The following is a 19,627-nucleotide window of genomic DNA, read 5'->3' on the forward strand; positions in this document are numbered from 1 at the left end:
TAGGCCCGCCGGGACCAGGTCCTCGCTAAAGTTTCATAATAGCACTCTGTACCCGGGTTTTGTGCCACGGGAATCATAACAGTAATATTAACAGGTATTAAAGCCGCATAGATCATAGGACTTATGCGGCTTTTTTTATTTAGGGTATAAATTAGTTAATCACATATTTAACAGCCCACTTATTAGTAAATACAATTGTATTTGCAACACTGGTCTTGTACTGTCATCAGAGAAAACTGTCAGATCAAGAGTGTATTGCGCCTTATTGGTTTCCGGCACATGGGTATCCTTCCATTTCTTCATGGCCTCTGCTATCATGGTGGCTACTGCCAATCCTTTATCTGCGATACTTACTTTCGTAGAGGCCAGCAGTAATACGGGCAGGTTTATTGTGAAGGCAGTGCCCGGTTTGGTATACTGATAGCTGACATGTAATTTGATCAGTATATCTGTTAACGTTACCTCATCAGTGAGGGCGCTGAACAGCTGTGTCATGTTCTCCCGCAGGGTTCTCTGCTGCGGTGCAGGGAAGACATTGCTGTTAATAGTGGCGATATCTACAGCGCGGTTGCAATTGAGCAGCGGTACAAGCTTGTCGAAGAAGCGCACCCACGGCGTTTGATAGATGAATCGTTGATTGGTGGGCTGCCACGTTCCATTATTATTCTGTACCAGGTACTCGTTGCGGATGATGCTGGCGCCTGCCCAGCTGTTTTGTTCATGGAGTATGTCCAGTTGCTGCATTACCACTTCCCTGTCGGGATCGTTGTTCCTGTTAGCATACAGGAGATAGTTACCGTTTGCATCTTTGTAGGTCCAGGTATTACTTTGACCGCTCACCGGCTCTGCGGTGTAATTGCTGATATTGACCAGCGGAACCATTGGAACGCTGTTGCCGCTGTCCGGCGTAACGGTGATGCTGAGATAAGTGGTGGTCGGTTGTTCGTTTTCTGTGATCGTATATGATAAAGTATACGGCGACAATGCGAGGCTAAGTGGTCCGTGACTCACCAGTTTTTTGGTGCGTGGATGTATCTGGTTCCAGGTGCTCCAGGCAGTAGCCACTACGGTTACTACGTTGATGAAAGCCGCTACGGCATTTTTTGCAGCCTGCGCATTGGTGGTGTTGTTCTTTACATCATCCGCAGTCAGTGTCAATAAGTGCATATTGAAGTCCGCCAGGATGGCCGGATACACAGACATGAACTGGGACAGGGCCTGGTCCAGTGTAGGCGGTTCATCCAGGTTGCGCGACAGGAACGTGTTATTGGATGCCGGGATATTGAACTGCACCTGTGTATGTATGGTATCCTGTGCGGCCGACTGATTCTGGTATACATAGCGGTAGTTCCACTCCCTTGTATCGGCAATGGTGATAGGGGAGGTACTGCTGTTGACAGGATATTGAAGTCCCTGGCTCAGGATAGAAGGCGGCGTAGGATAGGCGCGCAACGGAACCGGTATGGTGACGTTGCCTATCTGTCCCAGGCTGTTATCCAGTGGGATAATGAAGGTCAGCCAGGACGATGCCATGTAGCCTTCTATACCTTCAACAGGTTGCAGTTGGTATTCCAGGTGACTGACGGCATAACGCATGTCGGTGAAGGAGAAACTGCGGCTGGCTGGCAGGTCTTTCGATTCAAACATATACGTAAGCCACGATTGCCCGTTGCCCATTGGCACTTTAGCATTGGACAGGGAATAGGAAGTATTAGGTGGTGTACCTGGTGGCAGGGAAGGATCAGTGCCTTTCATGCTGCCGTACAATGACGGCACGTAAGGGGCTTCCGGGGGCTGATTGTTGCTGCCTGTCCATCCGGAGTTGATGGTAGCGGGCGTCTGTACTGCTGTAGTATAGCGGTAAGCGTTAGACAACAGTTGGAGCATCACCTGTTTCCATTTATCCTGTGCGTTGCCGATGTTGGATTGTGGTGCATTTCCCGGATCTATAATGTAGTCGATGGTCCCTTCGATAGCATTGGCAATGTTTTCTTTTTCTGCCAGCAGTGATGCCAATGATACGCCGTTGTCAAGCAGGAAGGCGGGCACGGCATAGGCCGGGCTGAGGAAATGATCTACCGCGGTGAGGAACTGCAGTCCCCAGTTGTCGAGGTCTATGCTGCTGAAATGTTGTGTCACTGCAGATCCTGCGGGATATGGCTGTCCACTTGCGTACGGATAGTTATTGCTGCTGAAGGATAACAGGTTGTTGGCCAACGGTACGGGTGCAAAGAAATATACCGCGGCGTTGTTGAAGCTGAAATTGATACCGCTCTTTCCGTTGCTGTCCAGCCTTATTATCCATAGCGATGGTATTTTGTCTTCGCTTTCCTTCGGTGTGCCTGTAGCCAGTTTCAGCGTGATGCCTGCGGTTGGCTGATCCTTGAAGGATGCTTCAAACTGTTGTGCAAATGGCGTGAGTGATAAGGTATCATCGTTGCCGTTGCCGCAGGGAGTGCCTTTAGACTGGGGCGGTACGGTGGTTTGTGCGGTGGTGATACCGGCAGTGTTAGCAAAGGCCGGATCTATATGCGAAGTACGTTGTACCGTTACTGTTAATGTCAACGGCAGTATATCTGCGTAGCTTGCTATCGCGGAGGTATCCACCAGGCTGCTGATGGTATACAGGATGCTGTTGCTGTCTGTTGCTGTAGCAGCTACAATGCTTTTCAGGTAGCTGATCACCGGTGTGAGGAAGTTGGTGTTCAGGGCAGCAATATCTATACTGCGAACGGAGCCTTCCGGTATAGCCGCGGTGCCGTCAATAGAGGAGCGGAAGCTCATGTTCACATCGGTACATACCACCAACTGGTAATAGAGACGCATGTAGGTTTCCAGGTCTATGGCAGCATTATTCTGACTCTTGCTGCCGGTGTATTTTGTTTTGTCGAAACAGAAGCTGAGTTGTATTTCCGGTTTTCCGCTATTCGGGGTAAACTGGTAGTAGGAAGATACGGCAGGCCATTGTGATATGGCGATGATGGGATCGGTATACAGCGAAGCCATTGATAACGTCAACGCTTGCACGTTGCTCATCGGTATGTTGCCAAACATATCCTGCCAGTTAAGCTGCATCTGCACGGTAGCGCCGATGCCTGCATATGGGTTGGGATAGTCAGGGTCTGTACCGGAAGCTTGCATGTATTTGTAATAAGGGATCACCGCTGCATAGTTCCAGTAACTGGTGTCCTGGTCCAGTGTTTCACCGGCGCGCAGTTTATTTACCTGGTCTTCATCCAGTGTGTCCGCAGGACCGGCTGGTAGCAGGTTCTGATAGGCGGCTACGCCTGGCAGGGTAGTACCCAGCAGGTTGAACTGGTTCTGCAGGTATACCTGGTTGTCTGCGGCTGTAGGTGGCTGCTGGGAAGGGCTGTATTCTCCCGGATTATCGCGTACTACAGTATAGCCCACTGTGCCCACCGGTATAGTAGCTACACGGGTGGTGATGCTGCTTGCCTGCGCATATACACTGGTAGTGGAAGTATCCACCGGATCGCCGGTAACCACACTGTTCACAAAAGGTTGTATGAGCAGGTCCGTATAAGTGACTACCAGCGTGAGGCGCGCTACCCCGTCTTTGTTGAACAGGTAGGGTGGAATGCCTTCGCCGCCGGAACTGCGGTAGTAAAGATAAAATCCGCCTGATCTTACAATACTGTTTTCCCACAAGAGCTGGAGGAATATACCTGGTTTGTTCAGCGTGTTGTAAGTATTGGTCACGTTATCTTTCAGGTAACTGGATGTACCCAGGGGATTGGTTTCTGTGCTCAGGTTGGCCTGTACAATAGCCAGTTGTACTGCGCCATTGGCGGCAGAGATATTACCACCTGCGGAATCTGTTGTCGGGTCAGGTTCATACAACAGCTGTATTTGTGCAATAAAGCTGTCATCACCTTTGCGGGTAGTATTAAGGTAGATGATCAGTTGTTGTAATAGTATTACACCACTGTCGTCTGCACCGGTAAGGTTATACATATTGCCGGCAAGCGGTGTATCGGGTGCGGAGCCGGCGGTGATTTCCTGTATGGTAACCGGTACGGTGGTGGCCCAGGCAAGATGACTGATGCTTCCTTTCTCACTGCCATCGCCGGAAGGCTGAATAGTCAGGAGGGAGAAGGGAATGGAGGTACCGGCATGCAATGCAAATACATCGGTCAGGCTTTGTGGCAGTTGCCACAGTACAGGATTTCCGCTTACGCCGGCAAAGTAATCACCGGGGTATTGCCACAATGCGGGGCTATTGAGTGTAAAAGCCTGCGGCGTATCGCGGTAATTCACCATAGCAGCCGGTGAACCGGGTTGAAGAGTAGGCGACAATACTACACTGCGCATATCATTGATGCGGGTGATTTCATCATTGTTGATAGTGATATTAAGAGACGCTGCATTGCCGGGATTAAAGGAGATCCAGGTGGTTGCTGCATCTTTGGCGATGTTCATACTGAATGTATCACCGGTTTTGAGTGCTGCGGGCAGTGGGAACTGCTGGCCTGTAAGCTGGTACAGTGGCGTAATAGCGCCGGTGGTTGCATCTGGCGGCGCCGGTAAGCGTAAGCCATACAACAGGAATCTCGAAGACATACTGCCGGCCTGTGTTACATTGGCGGCAGTCACTACTGCATTGACAAGGCTTTCTGCGTCCAGGCTTGTTTTCTTGTTGGCCTGCATATAGTCCAGTGCATGTTGCAGGAACGTTTTGGCTACGAGGGCAATGAAATCTGTGAAAATATAAGTAGGCATGCTCAGGTCAGGCTGCTGCTGATAGTCGGGATCAGTTACCTGCGTACAGGCGTTGCCGTAATAATCAGCCGTAAGCTTGTTTTCTGCATCCATACTGAGTGTGCGTAGTATGTTCGAAACGGCGCTGATATAGCCATTGCTGCCGGTCATGCTTTGTGTGGCGAAGTTCACTTGTGAGCCTTTGGTGCCATTGTAATCTGTTTGCATCAGCAGTGGTGGCAGGGCGGGGAAGATAGCGGCCTGCAGCTCCTGCTGGGTGGCAGGATCGGTAGCGGTGATCTGTACGCTGAAGAATGTTTTCAGGAATGAAATAATATCATGTCCTGATGTATTACTGTAATTGAACGGCGCTACATTATCTGGCCTGGTGTTGAAATAACATAACAACGCCTGTAGCTGATCAGTACTGATCTGTTGTGTTTGCAGCCAGCTTAGTGGAACGCTGCTGCGACCATTGCTGACCAGCGCGCTGAGGCACCAGTATAATACGCCCGTGCTGAGCGCGATGAGACCATTCACCGTGTTGGAAATATTAGCAGAGGCAGTATCGATATAAAATATCATGTTGTATTGTGGGCCGGGCGTCGCGCCTTCTCCGGAAACTGTCAGCTGCGGTATCACGTACAGGTCCAGGAGGTAGTTGGTGCCGGTATCCGGTGAAACCGGTTGCCAGTTTAATGTTACAGCCAGGTCTGCGGCAATGCGGTGGCATGCCGGGAAATTACCGCCAGTGAGACAGCCGTTCCAGCCTGCATCCTGCGGGTGATTACTGCCTATCACAAACCGCGCCCGGATAGTAGCGCTGAAGCTGAGGTTAATGTGTATTTTAAATAATCCCAGGTTAATGGTGATACGTAGTGAAACGGATACACCGGCTACAAAGGAGATAGGTATCTCCATATAACTTTCTATCGTAATACTCACATACACATAAGCCAATATATCCACCCGTGCAGATATAATCGCAAAGTTCACTTCACCATAAATATGCCCCACCAGTCCGAAGGTACCTTGCAGCTTATAATAGCGATCGTCTTTTGCACCACTTAATCCCGGTGTAGCATGGAAGACGGCAATCACTCCCTGGAAAATGCCTACAGCGGTGAGATACAACCCGGCCTTCAGGATACCTTCATCAATTGTTTTGCCCACGCCCAGTTGAAGACCGAGTCCAAAGGCTATTACGGGATTGAATATACCACAGGTGGTTTGCGGGAGATTAGTAGCTGTAGCGCCACTCAGCCAGCCGAAGTAAAAACCACCCGAGCCGGTGAACGGAAATACCTGCACCGTGAAAGAACGTGAGAAGTCTGTAATGCTGGCAGGGAAGCCGAAGTCGAGATAAAAGTTACCATTCGTGTAGATCCTGATCCCGATATTGGGAAGCGTAATAGATACTTCCCCGAATTCGAGATGCCTGAAAACATCCGGCAGTTGCAGATCTATCTGGTACATGCCGATGTTGTCATTTATTTTCTTATAGAGAATTTCGAAATAAAGATTGGCAAAATAAGCCGCAGTAGGATCGATGCTGATCATCAGGCCATACAACTCAGGATCATTGAAGATCAGTGCCATCTTGTAGAACTTCGCTACGGTGAAGTCTGCACCGAAGAGCCAGTGGCTGTTCTGATCAAAATAAAGGGAGCCTTGCCTGTCAGGTTTAATCGGTACGCTGTTAGGTTGACCATTGGTATCAGAGAATGATTTCTTCATGGTATCAATAGCACCCTGTATGTTGCTGATATTACCGGGATTGGTAAATGCCACATGCTGGCCCATACCCAGGAAACGAAGATCAAAGAACTGGCTGCCCATACCCGGTACTCCCGGCATATTGCGCACATCACTGCCTTTACCCGCCAATGGCGCCGTTTCAGGATTGCTGCTGCTGATCGTCATGCCCAGGAACTTGCCTTCAAAACCAAGATATACGCCGGTATTATCTTTTGTAAGTGTGATCGCAGAAAGCTGCAGGAAGCCCAGGTCGACGTTGCTCTTATAAACAACTTTCAGGCTGCTCAGGGATGGATCAGAGATATTTCTTACATATACAAACGACAAGCCGTTGAGGTTAATACTGTTGAGTACATTCCAGGGAGCCGATAAAGTGAAGCCCGGCTCAAAAGACGCAATAAGGTGTGTGATAATCTCTCCCAGCGACATCTTTCCAAACACTACGGTGATCGTGTCTGTATTCTTTACACTATCATGCTGGTATTGCGCTACAATACCTTCCCATTCGAGGTAAACCTGTGTATCCGGTGTACCGAACTTATAACCCACCTTGAAGTTCATGCCCAACAGCAGGGCTTCTACGGTGATTGTACCGGAAGCATTGCCATTCACATAATCCATTTGCAACGTAGCGGTGAGTTTAGGCAATACAAAGCTCTGGTAATTGAGCTGCCATTTAACGGTGCCGCCTGCACTATATTTGTTTTTCTGATCTGTTGCTCCTGGCGCCGGCGTATATACGGTAACGTTAACCCCTTCGATATTCAGTGAAGCCTGATCGAGCCAGGCAGGTAGGTTGGTGATACCCAACGAGGAGAGGAAGGTTTTCACCAGCTTCATGATGTTGATACTGGTACCAGGCAGCATAGCGCCTGAGAAAGTCCATCCTGCTGTAGGATCCGCTTTTTCTGCGCGCAGTTCCAGCGGAATATCTACGATGTTAAGCTGTGTGCTGATAAACCCGCTGATGGTACGGTCAGCGGAGGAAAAAGGGTTCTCTATATCCAGTGCCATAGCTGGATTCACAATATCCAGTACATTGAAAAATTTAATGCCTACTTCTGTGGCGATATCGAAGTTAATGCGGCTGATCTGTCGGGAGGCAGCGTTGTAGGTGATTTCAAGGGTATTGAGCGTGAAGCTGTTGAAAGTAATATCTACTGGCAATGCCGGAGCAGGTGTGGATGAAAGTCCCGGCAGTGCAGTAAAAAACTCGTTGTATTTGTCGATCTCCACTTCTGCAGAAAAAGCAAGCAGCCATTCATCTTCGCCGAAAGGCAGGTGTGCATTAACGTCCAGTTCTGCAGTAGCGGAAGACATCTTCATATTAAATACACCGTCAATGTCCAGTGTGAAGGTAGGCTTCGCCGGCACCCTGTTAAATTGCATCATAATGCGTAGCTGCTCGATGGCAAAGCCGCTGGATACCTGCCAAGGATGCGGGTTAGAGATGATCACCGTTACATCATAGATCTTCTGTATGGCCGGGTTAAAAAGAATACTCAGTTGCGTGATACCAAAATTACTCAGTACCGCCACTTCGGGTGGCATGCTGCCCAGCACATTCATACCGGGGAATAAGCCCAGAATATCGTATATGCCTCCCAGTAAGGTCTGCTGCGTGGAAAATGTTAGTGACCATTGATTAGCTGGCATATTGTTGTTGATGGGCACTGCCAGCGATATAGACAAATCAGTTTTGCCAATACGGAAAACACCGGTAACGTTAAGGTTGGGTGTTCGCTGATGGTTGATGGGATTAACATACGTCAGGATCGAAAAACCGAAATTTAGCAATGAAAGCCCTCCTGCTCCCGGGATAATGGGGAAGCCGATGTTGGACGAAAGGACGGAAAGCGTCATAGCATAGGTCACAGAAGAGGCATTCAGCTGAATACCGGGAAAAGGAATAGAGGGAAATATATTAGGATCTGCCAGCCGGTTTAATGGCAATAATCCCATTTGCGAGAGCTGTGGTATTGATAGATTATTAAGAATGGAATCCAGTACTGTTTCCAGTATGCTACCCTGTGTATTGATCAGTTGCAGTACGCCATCATTATCCTGGTTATACAGTTGCACTTTCCCGGAAATAGACAGGATATTATCTTTCACTGTGATATCAGCCGGAGTTAGCGTAAATACCATGTTTTGCAGCGACAGCATTTGCAACAGGAACGGGAACCGGTTGCTGGGTATTAGTGCAGGCGTAAGCGTTAGGGTGCCGTTGGATATCTGCTGCTGCAGGTTGCTGGCTAGTTGCTGGAGGTCCATGGTGACTGTTTTATAGAAATAGGATTAGGAAGAAAGTATTTTATCGATAACAATGGTGATTATGGTGGCGTATTACGATGGCACTGAAACGTAGACAAGGGTTGATTGGTGTGCTTGTAATAATTCACCCGGAAGACATAGAACTGGCTCTGTGTGGTGATATTAATCGGTTCCACTTTCAACACATAGCTATCTTTACAGGTTACCACCTTGCTCTGGTACTGGTTGTTGCCATGCACACCCTGTGCATCGTAATCATTACCATAGCTGAAGTTGGTACTGTCTTTATTGGCAAACAGGCTGATAGCGGTAGTACGGCAGTACTTCTTTGTACCACTCTTAAAATTATAAAGGTTAGTGATATAGATCCCGCGATTGTTAACCCCCAATGGCCGGTTGGCGGAAGACCATTCAGAGAGCGGATCAAGTAGGGTGTCTATGCGTCTCTGAAAAGTGGGTTCTGGCAGTCCCCATTTCGACATATTACCTGCCGACAGAAACATCGCACAGGCGGTAAATTTCAGCAGATCATGACTGGAGCTGCAATCACTGCCGTGATGACTTGTCTTGAAAGCGCAGACATGACCAATAGCAGATACATTGCCGGCATTCCTGTCGAAACGGTAACTTTTAGTATTGAAAACTGTGTCAAAGCCTCCGTTCACCGTTATTTCCTGGTCAATATAAGCAGTACAACCGCCGGCATCATATCCACCCATATCTCCGGCCGTGAAGTAACGGAACTGGCCATATTCAAGTATAAAGCCCAGGGAAAAATTATTGGGATTGTCACGGCCTCCTAGGCCATCATTCACAGCGATGCCATCAGCGCTATAAGTATAACCAGAGCTGGCCACGCATTTCATTGTAGCGGGTACGCCATTCAGGGTGTCTATTATCAACACTTTGCCTATATCACGTGGAAAAGAAGTGACTACCAAACTGCGGGCTTTCAGGTAATTATTATTGAACGCATTTTTCAATACCGTTCTGTATTTGGGCGCATCGCTGGCACCTCTGTTGGGGGCGGCTTGCGGCGGATTGATGGCGCCATACGTAGCACCTAATGTATATCCACCGGGATCTATCACGCTATCTGCCCGGAAGATATTACCGTTGCTCAGTTTATTAAATCCTGCATAATGATCCTTATGAAAATGGGTCAGGATAAGGTATTTGAAAGTCACCGGCATGTTGGTAGCGCCAAAATAATTGGTAAAGTAGTTTTGCAGGAATCTGTCTGTCCCGGAATTGCCGCCATCAATCAGAATCTTCACGGGAAAGGTGTTGTTGGAAGTATCATGCACTACAATCATTGTTGCGTCGCCATTTTCGATATTGATATGGTGTATCTCCAGTATTTTGTGCTGGGCCGCCGTGTACAGCGGTATCAGGAGGCACAGGCAGCAACAGCATCTGCGAAACAGGGTATATAATTGCTGATAGCACATTGTTTGTTATTATTGAATGATGAATGAATACTTTACTACCGCGTGTTGCGATGACACTGGTAATTCCCTACGGGACTCATGATAACGCCTTTCCAATAATTGGTCATGTATAAATAGAAGGTGGATTGTGTGGTGATGTTATTCGGTTCAACAACCAATATATAACTGTCTTTACACGTTGGATCAGCGCTGGAACCGGTCATCGCATGGGTGGCCAAACCTGCGGCATCATAATCATTGCCATAATGAAACTCTGTGTCTGTACGGCCGGCAAACAACAGTACCGCATACTTCAGGCAACTGTCTCTCGCTGTACCAGCGTTTTGGAAATTGTACAGGTTGGTGATGTAAAGCCCGCGATCAGATACGCCGAAAGGCCGTGTGCTGTCTGCACGGCTGGAAAGTGGCCTCCACGAGGCATCCAGGCGGTGTTGAAAAGCTGGATTAGGCAATGCCCAGGTTTTCTTGTTGCCTGCAGAAACGATCGCTACTGCAGGTCGTATTTGAAGAAATACGGCATTGGTGCTGTGATCGCTGCCGTGGTGACTTACTTTGAAAGCGCAGATATGTCCCGTTACACTGTCCGTCGTGGCAGTGCTATCAAAACTGTAGCTGAGGGAAGGCAGTAGTGTGTCCAGTCCACGTGCCAATGTCGTTTCCTGGTCGATGGAATTGCCTGTATTCTGACCACCCAGGTCTCCAGCCGTGAAGTAACGAAACTCTCCGTACTGAAGTACAAACCCAAGTGAATAATCATTACAATTATTGGCGGCAGAAACACCATTACTGACAGCATTTCTGCTTCGGTCATATGTATAGGACGCGCCGGCAACGCAGGTAAGCGTTACAGGGATACCATTGACAGTACCGATGGTAATGCTTTTTCCTATATCGCGTGGAAACGAGGTGATCACACTACTCCTGGATTTCAGTAAGCCTCTATTGTAGGCCTTTTTCAGCCCACCCAGGTATGCACTTCTGAATCTCGGACCTGTACCACCTCTACTAAGTGCCGGCCCACTGCTATCCGGAGGAGCTATTGCTGCGTAGGTGCTGTTGAGTTTATAACCACCAACATCAATGACGGTGTCTACCTGGATGAAGGCACTGTCACCCAGTGATTTAAAGCCGTAATAGTGATCCTGGTGATGGTGGCTCAGGATCATATATTTAAAATGTGCTACCGGCATAGAGTCCCGCAAACAATTTCTGAAATAATTTTTGATGAAGGCATTGGATTCTCTCAGGCCTCCATCAATCAATACGGCAGCGGGAAAGGTATCCACCGCCGTATTATGTATCAGGATCATGGTAGCATCTCCGTTTTCTACATTGATATGATGTATTTCCAGTTGCTCCTGCGCTTTTAGCGAAAGCGTTGTCAACAGGCACATACAGCATATAAAGCCGGGCAGATTTATTTTGAGGGAAAAGGGAAACATAAGATAGATATTTAACAGCGTCATTTTTTTACATAGGCCGCATACCAGCCGAGGCTCTCTGGTGGTGCTCCCTGGTCAGGATTGCCAAAGAGGAAGAAGCCAATATTACCTCCTGGTGGAAACGAAAGACTGAGCAGCTTTACTGCAATGTTGTTGATCTTCATCAGGTAAGCTGCTTTACCGGGACCGCTGCCATCCGCCAGGGATAAGGATACGGAGCCGATGTCCAGCTTCAGTACACCCTGTAGGCTGAAGAAAGGCGCCTGCGGATTTACACCGGGGAGCTTCAACGCGGCGGCAGTACCACTTCCGCCTACATTCCACGCAGCGAGGAAAGTAGTGTTGAAACCCGCTGCTGAGGCCAATGCGCCCAGAGTGCCCATATTAAGTGTGAACACGAGTCCATACCAGTCGCCCGAAATACCTTCCTGTGGCTGGTTAATCCATTGTGTTACGTTCAGGAACCCCTGAGATGCAGGCGTATTGTCTTTGGTGCCGGTGGTCATACCTGTGAGCTGCAGCGGGAAATGCCGGTACAAGCTATCATTGCGGGCGGTGCTCTGACCGATGTCTACGGAAAGATGACTGATGTCGAAGCGGAAAGTACGTGTGGACGGTGTTTCCAGCGGGAAGTTCATATCGAGGTTCAACCCTGCACAGGCAACGCCGGCACTTCCCGGGAGGGCATTCACTTCACTTCCGAAGGAGAGTATGTCAAAATCACTGAGCTTGTTGAAGTTGATGAATCCCCAGCAGGAGAAGACCGACTGCACAATGCCCTGGCCGCCGTTTTGTGGCACAGTGGTACTGAATGAGGCTTTTTGTACTTCTACATCCTGCATAATCGCGCTGTCAAGAAAGATGAGGTTATCATCTGTACTCACAAACGTATATGCGGGAACGCCGTTGTGATTTTCACAGGCGCCGCGAAGTATCAGGAGGTTGTCACGGTTATCTGCTTTTGTTTTCTCACCGAAAAGCCGGTTGATGGTCAATGCGATATTGCTGTTGAAATTCACCACCTTCGCATTGTTGAACAGCACTTTGAGATTGAGTACCTTGAAATCATAATCCACGCTTGTATTGATCACCGCCTCTTTCTTATATCTTTCTACTGATTGTCCCAGCGAAGCAAACACCTGGTCTTCATAATCTATCAAACCAAAGAGGGCGCTCACAGGCAACATGGATAATGCGCCATTATCATTGTGCACTACGCTCATGTCAATACCAAAATGGTGCGCATTGAACCGCTGCAGGTCGATGCCTGCCAGCAGGCCCTGAAGTGCTGCAGGGAAATGTTGCACATCCACTTTGATGGCAAGCGCCAGCACGCCTTGCCATTGCGGGTCTGTAGCCGCTGTATAGAATTTATAGTAATCGTTGTCTTTATTTACCAGGTAGTTGTCAATGCCTGTTTGCACATACTGCTGTATCCAGGTGGATAATAATTCGAGTCCATTGTTATCCGTCATGTTAAACTGATCCGCCATCGTCCATCCCTGTGGATTGCTGATATGATCCGTTAATGCGCCGTTGCGGAATTTAAAGATCAGCACATTGTTGAACTGGCCATATACATTCTGCTGCGGCACATCCAGTATAAAAGGCCAGCCATCCATATACATTTCATTGCTGAAGGAGCCGAGTACAGGAGTGCCGCCAACGGTGGGATTGAAAGAAATAACGTTGAACAGTTGATTGGTCTGGAAGGCACTTTGTAAGGTATGTCCAAGGTCGCTGAAGAAAAGTTTGTATTGGGGCGACATATTGCCGTCACTCTGCAGATACTGGTTGCTGGCCAGTTGTAGTAGTTTCCAGATACCGCTGGTTTTGTCGGTTTCTACATAAAAGCCTTGCGGGCTTGTGCCCGGTACAATATCAGCGGTGGCATTTTGCATGGATCTGCGTGCCAGCATCAATTGTTGTTGCTGGCTCACGCCGATTATATTTTTGCGTTGCGGACTGATGATCTGTAACTCATATTGTTGAAGGTCAGTAAGCACATTGCTGGAGGTAACGACGCCATAGGAAGTCATCGGGAATACGATGGTTTGGGAGAGTGTTCCCGCGTTGGGTACGAGACTGCCCAGTACTTCTTTATCTGTAAACACATCCTGCTCTGCTGCAAACAGGGAGGCGCCTACTGGTTGAGCATGATAGATAACGGCGGCATTATTGCTGCTGCCCTGCTGTACGGCAGCCCAGGCCGTCTGGTAGCTGTTGTTGAGGAGGGAAAGCACTTTACCATCTTCATCCAGGTTGGGGGCTCCTGCTAAAGGAAACCGGTCTGCATAGGCCGATTGTTTTGGGGTGAAACATAGCAGATCACCGGTGCTGCCATTTACATCCGGTGTGAAGCTTACACTCTCTGTGCCGGCGAGGCCATTCATGAAGCGCATCTGTTTGTTGCTGTCGAGATACGGCGCATATTTGCTGTCCAGTACCAGCGTGAAGTTGCCGGACGGGATGAGATACCAGGGCAGTGTATCCGCAACATCCCGGTGGCTGAACACTAGCAGGGCGCTACCGGGGCCGGGATAGTTATCAGAACCATTAATGGAAGACAGGTTGACCACAGGCTTCATCTGCAATGGATAACCATAATCAGCCGTATAATAAGTATTGAATAAAGTAGGACTGGTGGTATTAACCTGGGAATCAGAGTAGAGGGTTTGTCCCAGCAGGGCAAAGTAAGTTCCTGTTTTATGTATGTTCATCATATCCACAGGATTGATACTTGCCTGGCAGAGCAGATAATAATTGAGAAGGCCTTCAGGTACAAGCTGATAGCGGATGGTACAAAGTGAACCATCTGTTGTGCTGTTATAGAAATATTTTAAGCTGAGGTCATAGGCTACAGCGGTAAAGTCACGGGCCAGGTTGAAGCCGATCACCAGGCGCATGCACCCCCGGCCAATACCGGTAAATGGGAGCACCAGGGGAAGGAGTTGTGTAAGGGTACTGGATGCCACCGTGTCGGCCTGGAAGCTGACCTGTGAAGGATCAGTGAAGGTGAGCAGCAGGCGATCATTGTCTTTATCAATAGAAAAATAAGTGTTGGTAGAACCGATATACAACGAGGCATAATTATTACCGAAGCTGAAGTTCATTTGCTGCATGACAGCAAAACCATTATTGTATTGTGTCAGGAGTAGCGCTGTTACATTAGCGGATGAAAGGGCGTCATTAGGAGAACGGAGCCATAGGAGGGCGTTATCAGGTGTTTGACCGGGAAGGAACTTAATGTAGTTCCATATATTCTGTACCAGTGTATCTGCAGGAATAGCAGGAGCCACAGTTGCAAAAAGATAATAGCCATTGATAACAGCAGTATCGCTGAGGCTGAGGGTATCTTTGCCGGAGGATGTACCGGATGCCAGTACAAAGGCACACCAACCATTATCGTCAGGAGTGGTGTATAGTGATGAATTGCCTGACTGGGTGTTGCTGAATGCAAGGGTGCTCATAGTACTCAGCGGTTTATAGTTTTTGTAGGGCATGGTGGTGAGATGTCATTGACATACCACGCTGCCAGCAGACCTTTGAAAACAAAATTTTGGTTATTGCTGGATACGCTGTAAATGAAACTGCCGTTCAGCATGCCCGGCATATCGGGTAACGAAGGCAACATTGTCAGTAAACCGTTGGCACATCCTGTTCCCAGCTCCAGATCAAAAGTATATGTGTTGTTAGTGGGTGTCAGCTTGCACAGGCCCGCCAATTGCGTATTCAATAGCAACACACAGGTGACGGTATTACCGCAGCTATCGATCTTATATATTATCTGCAGATCACCCAGGATACGTTGTGAGCATTTTCCGGGAGTAGAAAGTACATCCGGCAGGCAATCAGCCTTGGGGTGTTGAGCGTATAGCAATGAGGAAACAAGCAACAACAGGACAGTACCTGTTGTTGCTATTAGTTTTACAGACATCTATCTGATGATATTAAATCTGATCCTCTTTAATTTTTGGTTTAACCTTAACTCCTGCATCGCCGCTAGCGGTCCAGGCAGCAATGGATGCTGAGTAAGGAGTATCGTTGTTTCCTTGTTGATCTGTAGCGTCTCCTTCTGCAAAAACGCTACCATCAGTGAATCCAATAGCTGCGGTGAAAGTGGCCTTTTTGAGATTTACGGTCTGCTGCCCTCTTTGAAAAGTTACAGGACCTGCTGTAGGCTGAATAGGCGAAAGTGTTACGCTGCCGAGATCACCGGCGGCAGATGTGAATTTTACTACTGCTACCTGCATGCCTCCGTTGATGCTGACAGTAGTAGTGGCGGTAACGGAGTTAACCAGAGGTGTAACCTGTTTATAAGGGAAACCCATAGTGATAAGATTTTGAGGGTAAAGAAATTGTTTGATTACAGCGGTAAAGGTAGGGTGGTTGTTATTCTATATAACCCGTATTTATCCCGTGCGCTATACGTAATATTACGGTTGTTCGGTTCGTTTTTTTTCTTTATACTTTTACCAAATTATGCCGGATAGCATATATAACAATGCCTGCAGTGCCGTTCACATTCATCTTTTCCATGATCCGCAACCGGTATCCTTCTACGGTTCTGTTACTAAGGTCCAGCCTGGCGGCTATTTCTTTGGTAGCCATATCCTGGCATATCAGCTGAATGATCTGCTTTTCACGCACGCTGAATATCTCCTGTGAGGATGCACCTGAGGCAGAAAAAAGACGCATTGCCTGTGATAGAATGGCACGGCAGTAATAAGACTTCCTGTTGTATACATCATAAATGGCTTCCAGTATCTCCAGCCTGTCGCATTGCCTGAGCAGGAAGCCCTGCACACCGGCCTGCAGCATGCTACTCAACCTGGGCACATCATCCTGAAGTGATAATGCAATGATGCTTAGGTTCGGCAGCGCTTTAGGCACATATTCCAGCACAGTGGTGTTGTCGCCAATATTAAACGTGGGATCGGCGAGGAGAATGTCCGGTTGTAGTATTGTAAGTGCGGAAGTAAGCTCGTTGCCATCAGTCGTGGTTCCCAGGAGGTCTATATCCGGTGCAGTCTGCAGGATATGCGACAGCCCTTCAAGATATACTTCCTGGCGATCAGCCACGAACAGGCGGATAGGATAGTAATGTTTCATACGCGATGCGATTCCCAGTTAATCTGTTTACTGGGTTAGTTATTTTGAGTAAGTGGCTCCTGGTTTATAATCCTGCATACTTTTCAAGGATGTGGCCTCATCATATTATCCGGTTTGTTGGGCATGCCGTTTATTTCGTGGAGACACTGCAGTAAAGGTAAGAGAATTTTAGTTATGGCGTACCGGGAAAAACAGCAGTGAAAATGAACCGTAAAGCGTCATAATAGGCTTTAATGGGTTCGGTCATGTGTGACTCTTCAGGATAATAAACATACTTATGTTCTAAACCTGTAATTTTTCTTTGAGTGATGATGGAATCGAATTTTAAAATATCGGTATGGAAGGTCGACGCGCTGTCTGATATTCCTTCGTTACCATCACTATAAAAGATCTTTTTGTTGATGACCTGGTTAGTTTTTAGTTTTTGATCCGCCAGGCGAAGTAAGTAGCCTTTATCCCACCAAAAGGAGGGACTTATCGCTATATAGGCTCCAAACATATCTGGTTGCGTTAACAGGCAATTGATCGTGGTGATACCGCCGAATGAATGCCCTGCAAAAATTTTAAAAGCTTGTGTTTTGTAGTGGGCGTCAACATAAGGGATCAGTTCATTCCCAACGAACTGCAGAAAATTATTGCCACCACCACTTGATTTAAACCGGAAGCCTGAACTGGTATCAGCCTTGCCCCAATAATTAATAATACTTTTGGTTGGAGTAAGATCCCTTGTCCGGTTTGTATTAGGGATGCCGACTATAATTATTTCGGGCATCACATTTACATCTTTGCGGCTAAGGTACCGGCAATATTCTGCCATCAGGCTAAAATGGTTATCTCCGTCAAGCACGTATAAAACGGGGTAGCGCTTATCCGGCTGTAAGGTGTCTGCAGGAGGAACATAAATATAAATTTTCCGGTCTTCGCCCAATACTTTAGACGGAAGTTTGATAATATCTGCCGATATAGGTTTAAATACCGGGTCAGTTTGGGCAATTAAGTATTTGGGAGTTAATAATATAAAGAAAATGCAGATGACGCTATTTCTTAAGAAGCTGCTGTAAGTCATGTGGATAAAGGGTTAAAGGAATTTGATAGTTTATGCAGTATTGTAAGTGGTAAAGCTGCCGGGTAATCACAACAGGCTATGTGTACACAAAAGTTAGCTACCCCCAACACTAATATAATAAAAGATGGGGATATCTCTATCACCAGTTTCGTATAAACAGGAACAGGTTTCGTATAAAATGAATATTCTCCTTTCTTCAACCCCTTACTTTCGCAGATATGGTTCCCTGGTTATACAAATTAACGGTTTAACGGTGTAACAATAACAGTTTGTAGGTTTAGGTAAACAAGCCCTGATATTCATTGGGGCTTTTTTATGCGCCGTATCCGCGATCTGAAAACTTCCATATGCAAATTCGTATAAAAACCAACCGGGTTTGTATAAATGTACCGATAGCCATCGTGTCATACGCTAGTTTCGTTCACTGATTCTGAAAAGAGTTTATCTCTCCAGGACTTGAAAGAAACAGGATGGTATGTACAAGAAGATTTTAACATGGCTATTATTCAGCATAGCACTGGACGCTGCTGCACAGGAACGTTGGACGCTGAAACAGTGTATAGACTATGGTTTGAAGAACAACCGGAACAACGTAATCTATGCCAATCAAAAGCGGATAGCTGATGCAAAGGCGAAGGAGGCGATTGCGGATTATTTACCACGTGTTAGTATGACCTCAACGCTGGATAATAACCTGAAGCTGCAGCAAAGCGTGATTCCGGCCGGTGTTATTGGTCCCCATGAGTTAAAGGTATCGCTGACCCAAAAATATGCTTCCAATACAATGACGCAGCTGGACCAGGTGTTATATGACCAATCGATGTTAACGGGCCTGAAAGCGAACAAGTACAATCGGCAGCAATCTGAACTGAATGAACAACAAAGCCAGGAAGCTATTATCTATAACGTTAGTACTGCCTACATCAATATTTTTGTTTACCATCAGCAGTTGGCGCAATTGCAGGCCAATAAAGAAACGTATCAGAAACAGATGGATATTTTCCGGGCGCAGGTGAATAAAGGAGTTGTACTCCAAAAAGATCTGGACAAGGTTAGCGTGGATTATAACAATACTACTTCCAAAATCAGGGTGGCACTGAGTAACATTACTTTGGCAGAAAATGAATTGAAATATGAAATGGGTTTCCCCATAAATGATTCGCTTGCGGTAGATCTTTCTGCGCCGCCGGGCGCCGCAGCCTCTTCAGATTCCGTAGTTAGTTTCTCTCCTGATTTACGGGTGGAATACCAGCTATCTAAAGTCAATATAAAATTGCTGGAAGTTGAAAAGTCAGCCATTAAAGCGGAAGCGCTTCCCAGGCTGAGTGCATATGCCCGGTATGGTGTGGTAGGTTTTGGAAAAAGTTTGAAGGGGGCCTATGGTGAGCTGCTTCCTTATTCGGCCGTAGGACTTAAACTAAATATTCCCATTCTTGATTTTTTTAAGCGAAACGCCCGCTATAAGCAGGCGGTGCTCAATCATTCCAATGCGGAAGAGCAATTGAAAATTGTAGAAGGAAAATATTACGTGGAGTATCAGAACGCCTATACGAAGTATTTGCAGGCGCAGATAAATATTGAAAACGACAAGCGGAATGTTGCGCTTGCGCAGTCGGTTTTCCAGGTGACAGATGTACAGTTCCGGAAGGGAGTGACGGATCTGAACGATTGGTTGAATACGCAAAACCAGCTCAGGGAAGCGCAGAATGGTTATCTCACTTCTATTTATAATTACTATCTCACACGTATAGACCTGGAGAAATCCGCTGGTACCCTGAAAAGGTTTTATCAATCACTTTAGCCAT

The 19,627-nt window shown here is 47.3% G+C and carries 9 protein-coding genes; 1 reads left to right on the forward strand and 8 read right to left on the reverse strand.

Annotation, left to right across the window (positions count from 1 at the left end; genetic code table 11):
- Window positions 1-159: 159 nt before the first annotated feature.
- The 8 genes from J7623_RS07610 to J7623_RS07645 all read right to left on the reverse strand — a co-directional run bounded on the left by J7623_RS07610 (window position 160) and on the right by J7623_RS07645 (window position 17,822).
- Window positions 160-8,751 carry a hypothetical protein gene (locus J7623_RS07610; protein WP_291919162.1) on the reverse strand — a complete coding sequence of 2,864 codons (8,592 nt, stop codon included), beginning with the start codon at window positions 8,749-8,751 and terminating at the stop codon, window positions 160-162.
- 59 nt (window positions 8,752-8,810) lie between these two features.
- Complete coding sequence (locus J7623_RS07615) at window positions 8,811-10,202, reverse strand: hypothetical protein (RefSeq protein ID WP_291919164.1); 1,392 nt, start codon at window positions 10,200-10,202, stop codon at window positions 8,811-8,813.
- A gap of 35 nt (window positions 10,203-10,237) precedes the next feature.
- Window positions 10,238-11,644: a hypothetical protein gene (locus J7623_RS07620; RefSeq protein WP_291919165.1), complete on the reverse strand. Its 1,407-nt coding sequence runs from the start codon at window positions 11,642-11,644 to the stop codon at window positions 10,238-10,240.
- Window positions 11,645-11,664: 20 nt separating this feature from the next.
- Window positions 11,665-15,114, reverse strand: coding sequence for a hypothetical protein (locus tag J7623_RS07625; RefSeq protein WP_291919167.1), 3,450 nt, complete (start codon window positions 15,112-15,114; stop codon window positions 11,665-11,667).
- Between the two features lie 5 nt (window positions 15,115-15,119).
- Window positions 15,120-15,581 carry a hypothetical protein gene (locus J7623_RS07630; protein WP_291919168.1) on the reverse strand — a complete coding sequence of 154 codons (462 nt, stop codon included), beginning with the start codon at window positions 15,579-15,581 and terminating at the stop codon, window positions 15,120-15,122.
- A 13-nt stretch (window positions 15,582-15,594) separates the two neighbouring features.
- Entirely contained in the window at window positions 15,595-15,975 is a 381-nt protein-coding gene (locus J7623_RS07635) for a hypothetical protein (RefSeq protein ID WP_291919170.1), read from the reverse strand.
- Between the two features lie 133 nt (window positions 15,976-16,108).
- Complete coding sequence (locus J7623_RS07640; protein WP_291919171.1) at window positions 16,109-16,756, reverse strand: response regulator transcription factor; 648 nt, start codon at window positions 16,754-16,756, stop codon at window positions 16,109-16,111.
- A gap of 172 nt (window positions 16,757-16,928) precedes the next feature.
- A complete protein-coding gene (locus J7623_RS07645) occupies window positions 16,929-17,822 on the reverse strand; it encodes an alpha/beta hydrolase-fold protein (protein ID WP_291919172.1) in 894 nt (297 codons plus the stop codon).
- 475 nt (window positions 17,823-18,297) lie between these two features.
- Here J7623_RS07645 and J7623_RS07650 point away from each other — a divergent pair, with 475 nt between their 5' ends.
- Complete coding sequence (locus J7623_RS07650; RefSeq protein ID WP_291919174.1) at window positions 18,298-19,623, forward strand: TolC family protein; 1,326 nt, start codon at window positions 18,298-18,300, stop codon at window positions 19,621-19,623.
- The last annotated feature ends 4 nt before the right edge of the window (window positions 19,624-19,627 follow it).

It is taken from the genome of Chitinophaga sp. (genome assembly GCF_017745275.1).
Taxonomy (GTDB): Bacteria; Bacteroidota; Bacteroidia; order Chitinophagales; family Chitinophagaceae; genus Chitinophaga.